General features: G+C 42.2%; 11 protein-coding genes. 6 read left to right on the forward strand and 5 right to left on the reverse strand.

Annotated elements, in window-relative coordinates:
* Positions 1–283: 283 nt before the first annotated feature.
* From KPY62_RS09655 to KPY62_RS09670, 4 genes are all read right to left on the reverse strand, one after another.
* The gene (locus KPY62_RS09655) at positions 284–1,210 is read right to left on the reverse strand and encodes a GIY-YIG nuclease family protein (RefSeq protein WP_216581801.1); all 927 of its coding nucleotides are present in this window, start codon (positions 1,208–1,210) and stop codon (positions 284–286) included.
* A 293-nt stretch (positions 1,211–1,503) separates the two neighbouring features.
* The gene (ylqF, locus tag KPY62_RS09660; protein WP_216581802.1) at positions 1,504–2,460 is read right to left on the reverse strand and encodes a ribosome biogenesis GTPase YlqF; all 957 of its coding nucleotides are present in this window, start codon (positions 2,458–2,460) and stop codon (positions 1,504–1,506) included.
* A 205-nt stretch (positions 2,461–2,665) separates the two neighbouring features.
* The gene (locus KPY62_RS09665) at positions 2,666–5,716 is read right to left on the reverse strand and encodes a DUF2339 domain-containing protein (RefSeq protein ID WP_228730640.1); all 3,051 of its coding nucleotides are present in this window, start codon (positions 5,714–5,716) and stop codon (positions 2,666–2,668) included.
* Between the two features lie 438 nt (positions 5,717–6,154).
* Positions 6,155–6,883 (reverse strand): dienelactone hydrolase family protein, encoded by a 729-nt coding sequence (locus KPY62_RS09670; protein WP_216581804.1) that lies wholly within the window; start codon positions 6,881–6,883, stop codon positions 6,155–6,157.
* 208 nt (positions 6,884–7,091) lie between these two features.
* Between KPY62_RS09670 and KPY62_RS09675 the strand changes: the two genes are divergently transcribed.
* Positions 7,092–7,682, forward strand: coding sequence for a YcgN family cysteine cluster protein (locus KPY62_RS09675; RefSeq protein WP_216581805.1), 591 nt, complete (start codon positions 7,092–7,094; stop codon positions 7,680–7,682).
* Positions 7,683–7,822: 140 nt separating this feature from the next.
* Here the strand turns inward: KPY62_RS09675 and KPY62_RS09680 are convergent, their stop codons facing one another.
* Positions 7,823–9,196: a DUF4105 domain-containing protein gene (locus KPY62_RS09680; protein WP_228730641.1), complete on the reverse strand. Its 1,374-nt coding sequence runs from the start codon at positions 9,194–9,196 to the stop codon at positions 7,823–7,825.
* A gap of 325 nt (positions 9,197–9,521) precedes the next feature.
* Between KPY62_RS09680 and KPY62_RS09685 the strand changes: the two genes are divergently transcribed.
* The 5 genes from KPY62_RS09685 (at position 9,522) to KPY62_RS09705 (ending at position 16,957) form a co-directional block, all read left to right on the forward strand.
* Entirely contained in the window at positions 9,522–10,421 is a 900-nt protein-coding gene (locus KPY62_RS09685; RefSeq protein WP_216581807.1) for a CBS domain-containing protein, read from the forward strand.
* Between the two features lie 450 nt (positions 10,422–10,871).
* Positions 10,872–12,446, forward strand: coding sequence for an apolipoprotein N-acyltransferase (gene lnt / locus KPY62_RS09690; protein ID WP_216581808.1), 1,575 nt, complete (start codon positions 10,872–10,874; stop codon positions 12,444–12,446).
* 135 nt (positions 12,447–12,581) lie between these two features.
* Positions 12,582–13,037, forward strand: a complete 456-nt coding sequence (locus tag KPY62_RS09695) for a hypothetical protein (RefSeq protein ID WP_216581809.1) — start codon at positions 12,582–12,584, stop codon at positions 13,035–13,037.
* A gap of 281 nt (positions 13,038–13,318) precedes the next feature.
* The gene (locus tag KPY62_RS09700; protein ID WP_216581810.1) at positions 13,319–14,881 is read left to right on the forward strand and encodes a peptide MFS transporter; all 1,563 of its coding nucleotides are present in this window, start codon (positions 13,319–13,321) and stop codon (positions 14,879–14,881) included.
* A gap of 255 nt (positions 14,882–15,136) precedes the next feature.
* Positions 15,137–16,957 (forward strand): aminopeptidase P family protein, encoded by a 1,821-nt coding sequence (locus KPY62_RS09705; RefSeq protein WP_216581811.1) that lies wholly within the window; start codon positions 15,137–15,139, stop codon positions 16,955–16,957.
* The last annotated feature ends 162 nt before the right edge of the window (positions 16,958–17,119 follow it).

The following is a 17,119-nucleotide window of genomic DNA, read 5'->3' on the forward strand; positions in this document are numbered from 1 at the left end:
TTAGAGTTTTAAGGTAGCTAATTATACCCTATATCAAGATATTCTAGGACTTAGCTTTGTTTAAAAGTTATAAAATAATACTATAGAAATAATGACTTAACGATATCGAAGAGGGTAGGCTACCTAGGTAAATTATTGGTGCGTGGAGCAAAGCCTATAATTCGTCACCTTAAACTATTGATAACTCCGTTGGCTAGACGCAGCTTGCTATGCCATAACCATAACTTGTCAGAGTTTTGAGTAAGCGGTAGGCTTAGCCATAAATAGCTATAAAGGGCAAAGCTTAGCGATAAATTTCACTTAAAGTTTGTCCAGCAGAATTTTTCCATTCTGACCAACCGTTAGAAGAGCGTCCAGACACCATCTGTCCTGCAGCACTTGGGGTTTTAAAAAGTTGATTTTCAATCAGCTTATAACTTTTATCATTAATGGCTATCAGCTTTCCGTCGTTTAATAACCTTTCTTTTAGTTTAGTAATGATTAAAGGTAATGATGGTGTTTGGGCTTGTCGTATTGAAGATCCTGCTAATATTACAAAGCCATCATCGTTATAATAGCCCTGAGCATCAGCATCTTTAACTTTGTAATATAATAATGGCTGTGCAGTCTTGGGAGAAGATATTTCAATATTTTCAATAACTCTGTTATCAATAGTAGGTTTCAGCTCATCAGCATAAAGAATATTTTCATTGATACTCAAAGTTTCAAAAATTGGTTGCCCTAAAGTTGATAGTAAAACATCTAGAGTATAAAACAACTCTTCGCAATCAGCTTTTAACGGATCAGGAGTATGAGGGCGGTTTCCATTGTTACCATTTTTAATTTCATAACGCCCAACCTCGATAGCAGTTGCTATAGCCTTATGCTCCATGTAAAGAGCATGAGTTTGAGTCATAGTGTTGGTAGTAGATAGCATTACAAAAGCACGTGTCCAGAATTCTTTTTTATGATGCTGATTGAGTCGTGCTTTTAAATCACCAGTTTGTCCAATATACAGCTGAGGTTTTTCTACACTATCAGTATCACTTATTAAAAAGTACAAGCCCACTTGGTTAGCTTCTGGCATCGCAAAAAAATCATTAATATGGATTCGTGGAATCTCGATTAGACGGACGGTTCTAGTAGTCATCTCTGCTATTCGCAAACCGCGTGGATTGCCTTTTGGTAGATAGATTTGAATGGTTTTAGCAGATGGAGTCGAGGAATTCATAGCGGCCTATACTAATAATAAAGTTTGTTTATACAATTAAATAATGCTGAGTAAGGGTTTCGTAGAATATAGTATGCTTAACGATTATTAATCATACTATTGTCATTAGTACATAGAACGCCCCCTACGCCCCTTTTAAACACCGCCATCATCGACTCTATTCTAACTTTAACTTTTGCGTACCGTGGGTGGTTAACCCACGGAATCATTAGATTTTATAGCACTGTATTTCGCTATTGATTATGATTTGGCAAGATGGTATTTAAGCTTATAGCAACAATAACAAATAAACTCTACTTACGATTCTTGCGAGCGCGCTTTTTACGTAGTAGCTTTTCCTCTAACTTTGCCGCTTTTCTTTCTTCATTAGTAATACGTTGTTGGGCAACCACTGCTTCTTCGGCTTCACGCATATCTGGGGTTTCCAGACTGATTCGACCTAACGTACCACTACGTAATTCATTAACTAAAATCTCTGACATCCGGTACGTATCTACTTGATTACCAGAACGGATACAGCCACGATTGCGACCAGCAATTTCAAAGAACTGCCAATCGGTCTTAGGTAGCTCATCAATTTTATAGCGAACTTTTAGTAGCTCAGGATAAGCTTTTAGTAAGAATTCTGCGGTATAACCAGCCACGTCATCAAAATCGAACGCCGTATCACGGATACCGCCAGTAGCGGCTAAGCGATAGCCAGAGTTAGCATTTTCAACCTTTGGCCATAGCATACCAGGGGTATCATAAAGCATGATGCCACCGTCGAGCTTGATCAGCTGCTGCGACTTCGTGACTGCTGGCTCGTTACCGGTTCTGGCAACAGCACGACCGGCTAAAGTATTAATCAAAGTTGATTTACCAACGTTAGGAATACCCAAAATCATGGCTTTGATTTGTCGGCCTGACTCAGCCTTATTAGGCATCAGTTTTTTGCACAACTCAACGATTCGATGCACATGATCCGCTTTGTTATCATCGAAGGCTAAAGCTTTGACCCCGTTTTCTTGCTCGAAGTAATCCATCCATGCTTGGGTCATTACCGGATCAGCAAGATCGGCTTTATTCAAGATTTTGATAACGGGTTTTTCACCACGTAACGATGCCACCATAGGGTTTTCACTGCTATAAGGAATACGGGCATCAAGAACCTCAATGATGACATCCATTTGCGGCATGATTTCTTTAACTTCATTACGGGCTTTGTTCATATGGCCTGGGAACCACTGAATACTTGCTTTCTTATCCATTTGCTTTAACTGCCTTTTTAATAAATAGTGCGCTAACCTTAGACAATGCGTCTAAAGTAACGGTGGTGCTCAGTTTACTACAGAACCAAAGCTGTCACCCTAAAACTTAACTGATGACTTTTTAAAGCGGTATTTTTTACTAAAGTATTTTGTATTGATAAATCGTTTAACCCTAATTTTTAAACCAGCGCTGCTGTTATAAATCCTAAGCTAACGGTTGACCCTCATCAGCTATTTTGGCTTGCTCAGGCGGTAGGGGAGCAAGATAACCAATCAGCAATATCAAGCTACCAGCAGTTAAAAAGGACAGCACTCGCCAAATAGCCTCTGTCTGTGATAGATCGACTACTACTAGTTTGAGTACCACCACCCCTAATAAGCCAATACCCATAAACCATAAAGTACGATGTAATTGGCGACTGGCAACGATAGTAGCGACCAACGCTATTAAGGTCCATAAGATGGTCAGTCCGGTTTGTACTTGCTCACTATTCCAAGCGCCGTCATTCCATAATGGGGTGCCAATAAAGGCATGCAGGGTTCTTACTAAAATACTTGATAGCAGCCAAAAGCCAATCAGGCCTAAAATAATAAGCGAAGGCTTACTAGTAAGCATGTTGTTGGCTCTGACATTAACAGGGACATTTACGCTAGCATCGCTAGTAACTGAGTTAGCATAGCTAAGCTGATTTAAGTAATAAGCGCTGAAACCGTAGCCTAACACTAACGCTAAACTGAGGTCATATAGATTGACTACTGGGAAATAGGGCAGCCCCCAAATGATCCCATCATAACTCCAGTTGCTTAGAGTTGCCCATATTAAGGTTAAGGGTACAAAAACTTTAGCGCTATCTACTAAGGCTTGTTGCCAATCAAACCAGTAAAGCAAGTGATGGTTGGCGGATTGTTTAGTAGATGAATGGCGATAACCGACCCATAATCCAGCCAGCATTAGCGCTACTGGAATGAGTATAGTAATGACGCCATTGGAGTCTGGTAAACCATAATGTAGCGCAGCGGCTAGAACTAAGATACTAGTAGCAAACCAGCTGGCAGTGTCATAACGAGATAGGCTGGAGCTGCTATACCAAGTCTTTAGCCACAGCTGTCCAACGACTAGCCAGCCAATTAATAAGCTGGCAAAAACCAGCCAAGACGCAGTACTCCATTGATGGTTGAACTCAAATTTTTGTGGTAACTGTAGTACCAGCACTAAGCAGAATAAGCTTAACAGCACATGGCTAAAATGACTGATCTCTTGCCATGAACGATAGCGATTGATTAGCCAATAAATTAGCAGGCTGCTTAGAGTCGCTAGTGCTATTAAGCTAGTAGTCGCCAATTGCCAGCTGGCAAGCCACTGCTTTAGGTCAGTAAATAATACTAGTAGCGCCCACACGGTAGCGGCAAAAGTTAGCAGACGTATAGACACTGGACTGCGCCAAACCGCATTAAAGGCCGTACTTTGACTATTAATGCTTAACAGCCATTGCTGGGCAGATGCGCTACTGATGCCTAAAGAGGTGGCATAGTTTGCAATATTATCAACGCCAGTATCAGTAACAGTGTCAGTAACAATATTGCCATTAGACTCAGCAGCCTCAGATATAGTTGAATTTGCTTGAGCGTTGGCTGTTATTAATAAGCTAGGGGAGTGGCTAGCACGCAGAATAAACATTGAGGCAAGAGCACTTAGGGCGGAAATTGTCAAAGTCAAAATCGGTACTTCAGACCATAGCATATCTAACACAAATAGCATGCCGATACTGATCAGCTGCAAGGCTAAACCAAAGATAACTAGCCACGCCCGCAATGAGCGATGTCCAAACCATACTAGTGCTAATCCTTGAATCGCCCAACCGAACGCTAACCATTGATCATCAAAAGCTAACGGAATGACCAAGGCCAAAAACCCAAACCCTAAGGCCAGCATGCCTTCAGTAATTAGCGTATAACGTTGACTGCGTTGAATAAGTAACCAGCCTAACCCTAAATAAATAGTGGCCAATATAGCGCTAGTCAAAGTTAGCGCTTGCTCGATATCATTTAACAGGGCGGCAAATAAGCCAAATGCCAATACGGGCGCTGAGAATAGCAGGCCAATATCGATAGGATACAGATAGAGACTGGGCGCAGATTTTGTAGTAGCAGAAGTTGCCGCTAAGCTATTGCTGGCCTCATTATTACTATTATAAGCGATGATTTGCTGAGTATAACGAATAGCTATGAATAAATAGAGTGCTAAATGGAGCGCTACTAGCGATACTAAAGGCCAGCGTTGAGTAGCAATCAATGTGCTCAGATCTTCAGTTAAGCCCCAATAATAGGCCAAGCCAAAAGTGACGGCCACCCCTAAAGCATTCAATACTTTCCAAGTACGGTAATGAGCAATAATCGCAATAGTGATGTTCAATAGCAAGTAGTAGCTAAATAAGGTCACTAAATTGCCAGTGTCGGTACCAGTTAATAATGGCGCAAAAAACCCACCAGATAGTGCTAATAAGGCTAAAGGAAAAGCGTTTTGGCGTACCGCTAAGCCAATAGTGAGCGCTGATAATAGCCCTAGAATGATAAAGCTCGGTAAGCTGGGAATGACGTTATAGACACTATAAGCAAAAAAACTAGTCAAATAAGTGATAGCTAAGCCAGTACCTTGCAAAGTGATACCGTAAGCAAAACGTTTGCTGGCAAGCTTGAGACCTAAGCCGGCAAGCCCTATGCCTATAATGCCTATTGCTAATAGCTTAAAGGTAACAGGAATCTCGATATAATCACTCAATAAGCGCAGTAACAAGACTACGCCGACTAATAATACTAACACCCCGACTCGTACTACTAAATTACCACCGAAGAACCAGTTTTTAAGCGAGTTAAAGAGCGAGGTTACCATAGGTAATGACTGCTCATCTGGCTCTATCACTGGCACAGGAAGCTCTATCGTCCAAGGTGCCGTAGTATCATCTACTAACTCTACCTCATTAGTGGTTGCTGCTGTTAGCACAGTTGAAGTTTGAGTTGCAGAATCATTAACGCTGCTAGCGACCAGAGTTTGCTGCTGGGCAACATTAACCGCAGTTGGTAAGGGCGGTGGCACTGATAGTGAGGGGGTTAAAACAGGCGAGGATGGCACGGCGCTATTGGCTGCAAGTGACGATATAGGAGTAGCGGCAGAACGTGAAATCTTAAGCTGTTTAAGACTGTGCTCCTGCTGTTGCAAGCTGCTTTGCAGCTTTGCCATATCACTGCGCAGTTGCATAAGCTGCTTATTTATCTTGTTATAAATAATAATAGTGATAAGCAACAAAATAATAAAAGCAAACCAGCCCATTTAAAACCTCAATATATTTAGTTTACTAGGGTCACTAGTAGTTGATCTATCTTATCTTATGCAGATAATGAGCTTATTAAAAAATAAACTCAAGTCTATTACTAATGATAAGCTAATCAGTTTTTACAGTGTAGCTGAAAATATCGCTATGTTAGATTTACTTTAAAGCTACTAAATGGCTATATAAATAATTTTTTGCAGTTTTTTAGTGAGTATTTATGCAGATGATTATCTTAGTACACTTTATGGTGGCCCTTATTCTAAAAATTAATACTTACAACTAAAAACAGAGCATGATTAACATACTCTGTCTTTGGATAGCTACTAAATAGCAGGCTAATAGATTGTAGCTTAAACCAAGAGGATTTAGCCTAGATTAGCTTTCATAAACGCTAACATGTTATCCCAACTTTGTTTGGCAGCTATTTCGTCATAAGCAAGATTAACGTTATCTCGATCGTCAGCTTTTGGGTTGGTAAAGCCATGTTTGGCGTCGTCATAAACGTCGACAGTATAATCGACATCAGCGGCATCCATCTCTTTTTTAAAGGCTTCAATATCTTCCATAGTAACTATCGTATCGTCACGACCATGAGCGATCAATACCTTTGCTTTAAAGTTTTGATCGGCCGGTTGTTTGGCAGAGAGATCACCATGGAAAGTAGCAACTGCTTTAACTGGCATAGCTTCGCGCGCCATGTCGAGAACCACTTTACCGCCGAAACAAAAACCAATAGCGGCTAAGTTATCGCCATCAACGGCTAGTTGATCGCTAAAGTCATTGAGGATTAAACGGCAGCGAGCCATCAGCATCTCTTGGTCTGCTAACACTTGGTCATGCCACATAGTGGCCATCTCAGGATCAGAAGTCATTTTGCCTTCACCGTAAACATCCATAGCTACAGCGGCATAGCCAGCTTCTGCTAGACGCTCGGTCATAACTTTTGAATGCTCAACTAAGCCCCACCATTCAGGGGCGACTAAGATGCCAGCTACCGGATTATCATCTGCAGCGTTTTCTGGTAAGGCCACATAACTGATTAACTGTACGCCATTCTCGGTGGTACTTATTAGCTCAAAGGTCTTAATTGACATCTTATTATCCTTTTTTATAGAGTGATTTTTGTTATTGCGTGCTCAACCTAGCAAGTTATAGCGATAGCTATTAGTCTGGCTATCAGTACTTTTGATAACTTGTTTATTATTTACTGATATTACCTTAACGCCCATGACAGCGAAAAACAGCTATAATACTGTAACTCTAGTTGTGCAAATGCTACTTATCTAAACCTACGGCCATGTTATGAGTCTAAATTTATTACAAGCTTTAAAATCCAGCTTTGAGAGTGCGGAATCCCAGTCAAAGCAGGATGCGGTAGCTTCAGCTGATACCGAGGTCAATACTCACAGTGACCAACTTCTACGACCACAATTTTGGTCGCAGTTTGCGTTGCAGGATCTAAACCATAGCGAATGGGAAGCCTTATGCGATGGCTGTGGCAGTTGCTGCCTGATTAAGTATATTGATGAAGATGAGAACGGCGATGTAGACGAAGAGCAAGTTGAGTATACCGATGTCGCTTGCCAGCTGATGAATTGTGAGACGGGGTTTTGTCAGCACTATGACTCTCGGCAACAGTATGTGCCAGACTGTATTCAGTTGACCGCCGCTAAACTACCTACTATGATGTGGCTGCCCAATCATTGCGCTTATAAACGTTTGTATAAAGGGCAGTCACTACCAAGCTGGCATTTATTATTAACCCAAGATGCGGTCGTTACTCAGCAGCAAATGCGTGATGCTAATGTTGGTATTGCAGGGCGCTGCATCTCTGAGGTAGGTATGAGCGATGAAGCCATGGAGACACGGGTGGTGAATTGGGTAAGGCCTTAGAGCGAGGGCAACCGCTAGTGCTATACTCTACTGACTAAAATACTCTATTGCTCAAAATATCTGACAAGCGCTGATAGCAGGTGATAGCCCTTTATAATTGCTATAACCCTGATAATTTCTAACACTAGCTATTATCAAGGTTATTTATCAGCCGTCTCACTAGCAGACTGCGCTTGGGTTTCAGCTTCAGCAGTAGAGTTAGCTAGTGGTGGAATAGGAATGCCTTGGCGAATTTGCTTAGAGAACTCAGCGCTATTGTTACTAGTATCTAATCCCGCTTGATTATCAAAGCCAATCACCTTTGGATTGATATGGGTATGCTGATACCAAGTATCCATTGACCAAGGCTCAGCACTTTGCGGCTCGTCTGTTGCCACTTCCTGTTTTAGTGAATCCTCTTTTATCTGAGAGCTTGCATCTAGCATACCGATATCATAGAGGTAGTTTGGTAGCCAACCTGAGACCCAAATACGGTAATCCCAAGGTAGCCGCTCACCACTCACAATACGTGCCATATAAAAGATAATATTAGTACAGTTGCTGGTCAAAGTATTATACCAAGCAGGCTCAGCATTGAGCTTATCAGCAGCCGTTAAGTAAGACTCGAACAAAGATTTCACTTCGCTCTGTTGCAAGTGACTGATAGGGAAGAGATAGACCTGTTCACCGCGCACATTAGTACGAGTATAAATAATATCACGCTCCTCAGAGGCGATAAGGCTCAGCTCAAAGCGCCTAAAAAATCCAGCTAGAGCCGAAAAGCTTTCTTCTTCCTCTTTACGAATCTCAAGGGAGAATGCTAGCGGTCTATCGTCTTCAAAACGGAAGCTGACTAAAGTATGAGCAATTAGTGGCCCCATCCAATAAGAATTAGCGATATCGATACCAGATAGTTTAGATATATCGACAGTGCGGGTTTCCCAGCGTTCCGCAGGCGCAATCTCATCAAGGCCATTACTCGGGTGCCAATCAAAATTGCGTACATTAGATAGAGTAATCAAATCAGGGTTATTAGGATCACGAGTATAAGAAACTGCTTGACTCACTTCAGGCTGCCAATTGCGCTCTTGCTTAGGGTTAATAGCGTTAAACCAGCCTAAGCCAAGCAGCCAAACCAGTCCATAGCTAGCTATCAAATAGTTGTTGAGCTTGCTTTTATTGAGCCTGCTGTTGCTAGTATTATTGGTATTAATATGAGCTGTATTCACTTTACTATTTTTAGCTACCGATTGCTGCGTAAGCTTACAGGCCAGCTTAGGGTAGTACGGTAGCGTCAACCAACAGCCTAGTAAGCCGAAAACTATTAGTGCTACTAGCCAAGTGATAGGGCTGTTTATACCAAAATGATAGTAAATCGCCATTAGTAACCAAACGGCAGAGAGTATTAAGGCCACAGCAATAAAAAATCTTGCCACACCACGCCAGCTAAGCCAACCAAATCTTTTATATTGAGGTTGATGGTTACCGTTGTTATTACGGTTAGATGAAGGATTGAGGCTAGAGCGAGATGACATAAGCCTTGAAAATAAACAGCGAAGCGACATAAGAATGGATTACATAAATAGAGTCTTTAACTCTAGCAAAATTTATAACACACTGACAATACAATTTGCATAAATTTATCGTTGAATGTCGCTCAGCCTTGCGATAAAGTGAAACTAAAGTAACAGCAGTTGAGTTTTAAAACCGTTGTTCTGAATAAATAGCTATACTTTAGATACAGTAGTTGATATTTTTAGAGCAAGTTTTAACCACAGTTTTTATTTATATTTTAATCCCCATTTAGATTTTTATTAGCAATGCTCTATCCACTAATTGAAGAGGTTAACCCACACCACCATGTCTGAAGACATTCCCAGCCCGAGTAGTTGGTCGATGCGCGGCTTAAAACGCTGGCTATCGACCGCCCCCGAAACCCGTGACGAACTAGTTAGTTTAGTGCAGCAATCACGGCAATTTTTAGAGCCTGATACGGTTGATATGCTTGAGGGCGTACTGGATCTGCCAGCGACGCAAGTACGTGAAATTATGACCCCGCGTCCACAGGTCATAAGTTTGCACGAGAGTACTAGCCTCGCTGAAGTGATGGACATTATTCTTGAGACGACTCATTCACGCTATCCAGTATTCGATAGCCAAGATGATGATGCGGTCATAGGTATTCTGCTCGCTAAAGACTTGATTCCGCTGCTGGTCTATATGGTGCGTGATCAACATGATAAAATTGATAGCCAACGTCTAAAAGATTTGGTACGTCAGCCGCTATATATTAGCGAGTCTGCGCGTTCTGATACCCTTTTACGTTCTTTGCAGCGCACTCAAGTACATATGGCAATTGTCGTCGATGAATTTGGCAACTTTGCTGGGGTAGTCACTATGGAGGATCTACTTGAAGAGATCGTTGGTGATATCGTTGACGAGCACGATGATTTCGATGAAGACAGTGATATTAATAACATTATTGTCCATCCTGAGAAGCCTAATACTTGGCGAGTACAAGCTTCAACGGTGATTGAGGACTGCAACGATGAGCTAGGTAGTAATTTTGATGATACCGACGTCGATACTATGGGTGGTTTGGTGATGCAGGCGCTTGGTTATGTCAGTGACTTAGAAGGTGAAACTGTCGAAATAGATGATTGGCAAATCACCATCACCGATGTGGAAGGACGCTCTATCAATGATCTTGAGGTCACGAATGTCAAGGCAGATAAGCAATTACTCATAGGCAGCCATTAAAAGACGTTTGATGAATTATTATTAAAGCCTTTATAACTTAGGCTTAAATTGTAAGATAAGAACACGGCTGCGGTCGTGTTTTTTGCTATCTAAGGATTATAAACTAAGGATTATAAAACAATGACAGATAATAAGGATAACCTGCTTGTTAAACAAATAGCATGATTAACAAAGTTATCAAAACCACATTCTAAATCAATTGCCGTAAAACCTAATGGTTGTATAAGGGCTAATCTGTGGATTATGTCGAGTAAATTATCAAGGTAAGCACCGCCCAACTAGCCAAGCAAATTTACCCCTTTATCAGCACAGGCTGGTATTATAGGCGGGTTTGATTTGGCAAGGGGAGTCGAGTGCTGATAACTTACTCTGAGTTGCTATAATAATAGGCCGCCTAAATATAAAATTTTACGCTTTTTTAAGCCTCGTTTTGAGTTTTGGATAACCAATATGCGCCCGTCTACCGTTGATTTGCAAAAGCGTCTAAATGCTAATAAGTCGAAAAAGAAACCACTTTTGCTAGTGCTTCTTGTGGCTTGGCTAGCAGGAGCAATGTTTATACTAGCCCTTGCTCCTTACGGATTCTGGCCAATAGCTTTAGTATCTCCAGCCATTTTATATGCGTTGTTAATGCCTGACATGAGCGGCAAACGCGCTTTTATTATTGGTGAAGCTTATGGGATGGGGCTGTGGTGTGTTGGCGCATTTTGGCTTTATACTTCTATCCATGATTATGGTAATACTCCAGCTTGGTTAGCGCTTATCCTAATTGCGCTGATGGGTCTAGGCATGGGGCTGTTTCATGGCTTTTTAGCCTTAGTATTCAACCGAGGAGTTGGTAAGCAACCTTTCGCTTTTGCGGCTCTTTGGGTATTACAAGAGTGGCTAAAAACTTGGCTATTCACAGGGTTTCCTTGGCTATTTGTTGGTTATGCTTTTACTGATCAGTATTGGCTGTCTTCTTTAGCACCCGTTGCTGGTGTATTCGCAGTGTCTTTTGTAGCAGTATTATTAGCTTCTAGTGTTGTCGAGCAAATGCGTAATCGCGGTGGTTATCTGCTGGCCTCATTTGCTTTATTAGTCGTTAGCACCTCGCTATGGTTGGCGGATCCGCAATGGACCAAACCTAAAGGCACGCCTGATCTATCGGTATCTTTGATTCAGGGTAATATTCCGCAAGATCTAAAATGGCTGACTGAATTTCAAATCGAGACTCTAAAAATATATGCCACTTTGTCCAGCACTGAATGGGGGCGCGATATCATACTTTGGCCAGAATCCTCTATACCGATGTTTCAAACTGAGGCGGTTGGTTTTATTGGTGAAATGGTCAAGTTGGCCAAGGAAACGGATACTACTTGGGTGACTGGCATTCCTTATAAGGATGAAGCGGCGTTCAATGCAGCGACTGATAAGTACCCGCCGTTTTATAACAGTGTGATTGCGTTAGGCGCGCAAGCTGATGGTCTCTATAAAAAACAGCGTTTAGTGCCTTTTGGTGAGTACATTCCATTCGAGGGTATGCTAGATATTCTGCCTGATTTGGCTGGCAGTCAAGATATCTTAAGCTACAGTCGTGGTAATGAGCAGCAGTCACCATTGCGAGTACGTGGTCATAATCTTGGTGCAGCGATTTGTTATGAAGTGGCTTATCCAGACACCACCCGCAAGAATGCTATTGGCACTGACTTCTTACTGACTATCTCTAACGATGCTTGGTTTGGCACTTCAGCCGGGCCTTTACAGCATTTACAAATGGTACAGATGCGGGCGTTAGAGAATGGTCGCTGGTTTATGCGAGCTACTAACACTGGCGTTACTGCTATCATTGACCACAAAGGTCGTATCGTCAAGCGTGCACCACAATTCGAGCGTACCGTATTACGTGGTAATATTCAGGCCCGAGTTGGTAATACGCCCTTTATGACTTGGGGCAACTATCCTATTTTGATTATTATCGCTTTGCTGCTGATACTTAGCTATTTAGGCAAGCGGACAGGAGTACGAGCACGTTTCGGTAAGTAAAAAGGGCATAGCATTGGCTAATGAGCTGAGTTTTACTAATAATTCCTTTAAATAGTTAAGGGATTTAACAAATCGGCATAAATTGCGATATAATAGCCCATATTTCAAATATTTTTCGTGCAAGGTAGATAAGATATGTCAGATGATATTGTCAATAACAATCCCAAAAAAGAGTTTCTGTTTGCTTTAGGTGGCGTCGGCTTATTTTTAGGCATCGTGTTACTCATCGGTATCTCAGCCTTTTTGCGCCCAGCTGGTGAACATATCACTGCTGAAAGTATTGCAGCGGAAGTGGCTGCAGCTGACGAAGCGGCTGCTATTGCTGCAGCGCCAGCTGCTCCAGCACCAGTGGCAACAGCGGAAGCGGCACCTGCAGATGCAGCAGCAACTACAGTGCCGGCAGATGCTACAGTTACTCCTGCGCCAGCTACTGGTGATGCGATAGTGGCTACTGGTTCAGCGACAGCTACTGCTGACGGTACAGTAGATCAAGCCGCAGTAGCCGCTGCCGATCCAACCGCTGAACAAGCGAAAGCGGATCCAAAGGCTGGTACTGTTGAAGCAGCTCCTGCACCTGCTCCTGCTAAATAAGGTAATTGTCCTTATTAGGTCTCTACTATTCTTACGCTGTGCTAGAATTTTAAAGGCTTCATAACGGTTGAATAAAGCTTTTATACCTTACGCTAATAATAAAAAACTCGCTGTCAATCATTGGCAGCGGGTTTTTTATTGGGCGAATTTTTTTAACTAGTAAATATTTTCTTCTTTACTTGTAAATGTTCTAGTGAAACAATGACACGCCTAAATGACCACTCATCTTAGTAATGATAGGCTTGGGCATTATTATTGTGGCACACCTAAGGAATAAGTGTATGACAACGGAGTCACAAACGGAGTTCAGTGCTGCCGAATTGGCAGCGTTAGAAGATGGGTTTATGGGGCATCCCCAACCACTACGTCCACTATTTTTTACCGAAATGTGGGAGCGTTTTTCTTATTACAGTATTCGTCCGCTACTGGTTTTATTCATGGTAGCAAGTGTCGGTAGTGGCGGTTTTGGCTTCGATGAAGTAACCGCTTCTGCTATTTATGGTATTTTTGCCGGCTCGCTGTATTTAGCGGCGGTGCCTGGTGGTTGGCTAGCAGATAACTGGTTAGGTCAGGAGCGTGCACTGTGGTGGGGTAGTATTATTATTGCTCTAGGTCATTTGTGTATTGCGCTCTCCGCTTTTTTTGGCATGACGCTATTTTTCGTCGGTTTGATGTGTATTGTTTTGGGGTCAGGGTTATTTAAAACCTGTATCTCAGTGATGGTAGGTGCGCTATACCCCAAAGGTGATCCGCGCCGTGATGGCGGTTTTACTTTATTCTACATGGGTATCAATATCGGTGCGTTATTAGCGGCCCTTATTGTCGGTGTGTTTAAAGAAAAAGGTATGTGGCATGTGGGCTTCGGGGTCGGTGGTCTTGGCATGCTAGTGTCATTGCTTATATACCGTTTCGTCGCTCAAAAAAATCTAAGCCATTATGCGCAAGCAAAAGGAATTGAGGCTGATTGGGAAAAGTCCAATGGACGCTATAACAATATAGGTCGTTGGATATTAGTATTTCTTGCCGCCTTAGCTGCCATTGTTATCTTAGTCTCTACAGGTATTATGCCATTTGCGCCTGCAGTGGTTGCCTCATATATGACTTATGTCATCGCTGCGGTAGTATTGATCTATTTTGCAGTAATGTTTATTTCGCCGCGATTAGATAAATCAGATAAGCTACGCTTGTTGATTTGCTTCATCCTTATTATTGGTTCAACGCTATTTTGGTCAAGTTTTGAGCAGCAACCTACCTCGTTTAACTTGTTTGCCGATAATTACACAGACCTTAATGTCTTAGGTTTTGAAATACCCAGCATTTGGTTCCAATCGTTGAATCCTTTGTTTATTTTAATCCTAGCCCCGATTGCTAGTATTTTATGGGTGAAGCTTGGCAACAGAGGCCTTGAGCCAAATAGTATGACTAAGTTTGCGCTTGGTATGCTGTTAGCGGCAGCAGGTTTTGCGTTGATGATTTTTGCCTCTAAAAGTATTTTGACTAATAACGGTGGATTAGCATCGCCTTTATGGTTAGTGGGTAGTTTGTTCTTATTAACCCTTGGCGAATTAGCGCTTAGTCCTGTTGGATTGTCTGCTATGACTAAACTGGCTCCGAAGGGCATGCAAGGTCAAATGATGGGCCTTTTCTTTGCTTCTGTAGCTATGGGTAACTTAGTGGCGGCATTCTTCGGGGGCTATGTATCAGCGGATAAAATTGAAGGTTTACCGGGTTTATTTACTACGATGACGATTTTCTTGGTAGTGGCTGCGGTGATATTATTGATACTAGCAAAGCCTATCAATAAAATGCTTCAAGATAGCGAAGCTGCTGAGCAGCTTGATTAAGTAATTAAGTAGATAAGTAAATAAATGAGTAAGTAAATAAATTACTAGTTCTGGTCAGTTAGCACAGAGTAAGTGACGTATGCTAGATCGTGTTACCCTAATCGGTAGCACGTTTTTGCTAACTAATTGTCATGGAGCTATTGAAAGCCTAGTATCTGCCCACACATCTAACAATACGCTTGTCTTCAAATAAGACGACTATCTATAGTCGCCCCACGCTAGAATATCTTCAAAAGATAAACAAGGAACATCCTAATGAGTAAGCAAAACATTCATGAGCGTATCGATAACCTGCGCCAAAATTTAGTTGCCCAAGATCTAACGGCGATTATCGTACCGTCAGCTGATCCGCATTTATCTGAATACTTACCTGAATACTGGCAAGCGCGCCTATGGTTGTCAGGATTTACCGGTTCAGTCGGTACTTTAGTAGTCACTGCGGACTTTGCGGGTTTATGGACTGACAGTCGCTATTGGGTGCATGCTGCTGAGCAATTAGAAGGTACAGGTATTAGTTTGCAAAAGATGGCACCTGGACAGCCTAATCATATTGACTGGTTAGCTGACCATCTACAAGAAGGCGATAGCGTAGCGGTTGATGGCAATGTATTGTCTATCGCTGAGCAGGACCGATTACTGAATGCTTTTGATGCTAATGATATTACCTTGATCACCGAGCGTGACGTCCTCAATGAGGTATGGTCAGATCGTCCAGCGTTACCAACAGCACCATTGTATGTCCATGATGAATCGTTTATTTCCCAATCAGCTGCTGCAAAACTGGCTGCTGTACGCGAAGGCATAAAAGCTGCAGGGGCGACTCATCATCTATTATCGAGCTTAGATGACATTGCTTGGTTGACTAATTTGCGTGGTGCTGATGTTGATTATAATCCAGTATTTTTAGCGCATATGCTGATCAGCCTTGATGGCAGTGCAACCTTGTTTATTGATAATAATAAAGTCAGTAGCGAGATTGAAAAAAGTCTAAAAGATAGTGGCTTTACTATTGCAGATTACGATGTCGTACAAGCTGCATTAGCGACGCTGACGCCTGAAGATTTACTATTGTTAGATCCAAGTAAAGTGGCAGTCGGTACTTTATCGCAGATGGCTGATGGCGTTGGTTTTATTGAGCAAATGGCCCCGAGTACTTTGTTGAAGTCAGTGAAGTCTGATGCAGATGTAAATCATGTGCGTGAAGCCATGCGTCAAGACGGCGCCGCCTTATGTGAGTTTTTTGCCAACTTTGAGCAGCGTCTGAGTAACGGTGAACGTTTGAGCGAGCTAGATGTCGATAGTATGCTGATTGGAGTACGTAGTCAGCAGCCAAACTATGTATCGCCAAGCTTTCCTACGATTGCTGGATTTAATGAAAACGGTGCTTTACCGCATTATCGTGCGACGCCAGAAAAGTTCAGCTATCTCGATGTCAGTGAAGGTGAAGGCGGGTTATTATTAATTGACTCCGGTGCGCAATATCAGAATGGTACTACCGATATCACTCGGGTGGTCGGTATTGGACAAGTTAGCAGCGAGCATAAACGTGACTTTAGCACGGTGCTCAAAGCCCATGTTGCTTTAGCGCGTGCCAATTTCCCTGATGGTATTGCCTCGCCGTTAATCGATGCTATTTGCCGCGCGCCATTATGGCAAGCACAGATGGACTATGGTCACGGTACTGGTCATGGGGTAGGCTATTTCTTGAATGTACATGAAGGCCCACAAGTGATTGCCTATAGCGCTAGCACCCCAAAAGAGCGCGCTATGAAAGTCAATATGATCTCCAGCAATGAGCCGGGACTATACCGTGAAGGCAAGTGGGGTATTCGTATTGAAAACTTGGTAGTGAATAGACCAGTAGCCAAACCGACAGAAACAGAGTTTGGTAAATTCTTACATTTTGAGACGGTTACTTATTGTCCAATTGATACGCGTCTAATTGAACCGTCATTATTAACTCAAGTAGAGATTGATTGGCTAAATAGTTATCATAGCCAAGTTTATGCTGAGTTAAAAGACCGTGTTGATGGCGCTGCTCTTGAATGGTTGACTGAGCGTACTCAAGCGATTTAATGTCGGCCTCAGTAGATATTAAATGCAGTTCAATTATGGCTTAAGTACGGCTTCAGTACCCCTTAAGCACAGTGAGAAAAATTTAGTTATAAAAAAGCGCTTAGTAAAATACTAAGCGCTTTTTGTTTGGCCGATATGAATTAGTAGGCTATCAGCTATTAA

The organism is Psychrobacter sp. TAE2020, assembly GCF_018919485.1.
In the GTDB taxonomy this organism is placed as follows: domain Bacteria; phylum Pseudomonadota; class Gammaproteobacteria; order Pseudomonadales; family Moraxellaceae; genus Psychrobacter.

Excerpts from the sequence above, each read along its gene's own strand:
- KPY62_RS09655 (WP_216581801.1), bottom strand. The coding sequence starts at position 1,210 with ATGAATTCCTCGACTCCATCTGCTAAAACCATTCAAATCTATCTACCA.
- ylqF (WP_216581802.1), bottom strand. The coding sequence starts at position 2,460 with ATGGATAAGAAAGCAAGTATTCAGTGGTTCCCAGGCCATATGAACAAA.
- KPY62_RS09665 (WP_228730640.1), bottom strand. The coding sequence starts at position 5,716 with ATGCAACTGCGCAGTGATATGGCAAAGCTGCAAAGCAGCTTGCAACAG.
- KPY62_RS09670 (WP_216581804.1), bottom strand. The coding sequence starts at position 6,883 with ATGTCAATTAAGACCTTTGAGCTAATAAGTACCACCGAGAATGGCGTA.
- KPY62_RS09675 (WP_216581805.1), top strand. The coding sequence starts at position 7,092 with ATGAGTCTAAATTTATTACAAGCTTTAAAATCCAGCTTTGAGAGTGCG.
- KPY62_RS09680 (WP_228730641.1), bottom strand. The coding sequence starts at position 9,196 with ATGTCATCTCGCTCTAGCCTCAATCCTTCATCTAACCGTAATAACAAC.
- KPY62_RS09685 (WP_216581807.1), top strand. The coding sequence starts at position 9,522 with ATGTCTGAAGACATTCCCAGCCCGAGTAGTTGGTCGATGCGCGGCTTA.
- lnt (WP_216581808.1), top strand. The coding sequence starts at position 10,872 with ATGCGCCCGTCTACCGTTGATTTGCAAAAGCGTCTAAATGCTAATAAG.
- KPY62_RS09695 (WP_216581809.1), top strand. The coding sequence starts at position 12,582 with ATGTCAGATGATATTGTCAATAACAATCCCAAAAAAGAGTTTCTGTTT.
- KPY62_RS09700 (WP_216581810.1), top strand. The coding sequence starts at position 13,319 with ATGACAACGGAGTCACAAACGGAGTTCAGTGCTGCCGAATTGGCAGCG.
- KPY62_RS09705 (WP_216581811.1), top strand. The coding sequence starts at position 15,137 with ATGAGTAAGCAAAACATTCATGAGCGTATCGATAACCTGCGCCAAAAT.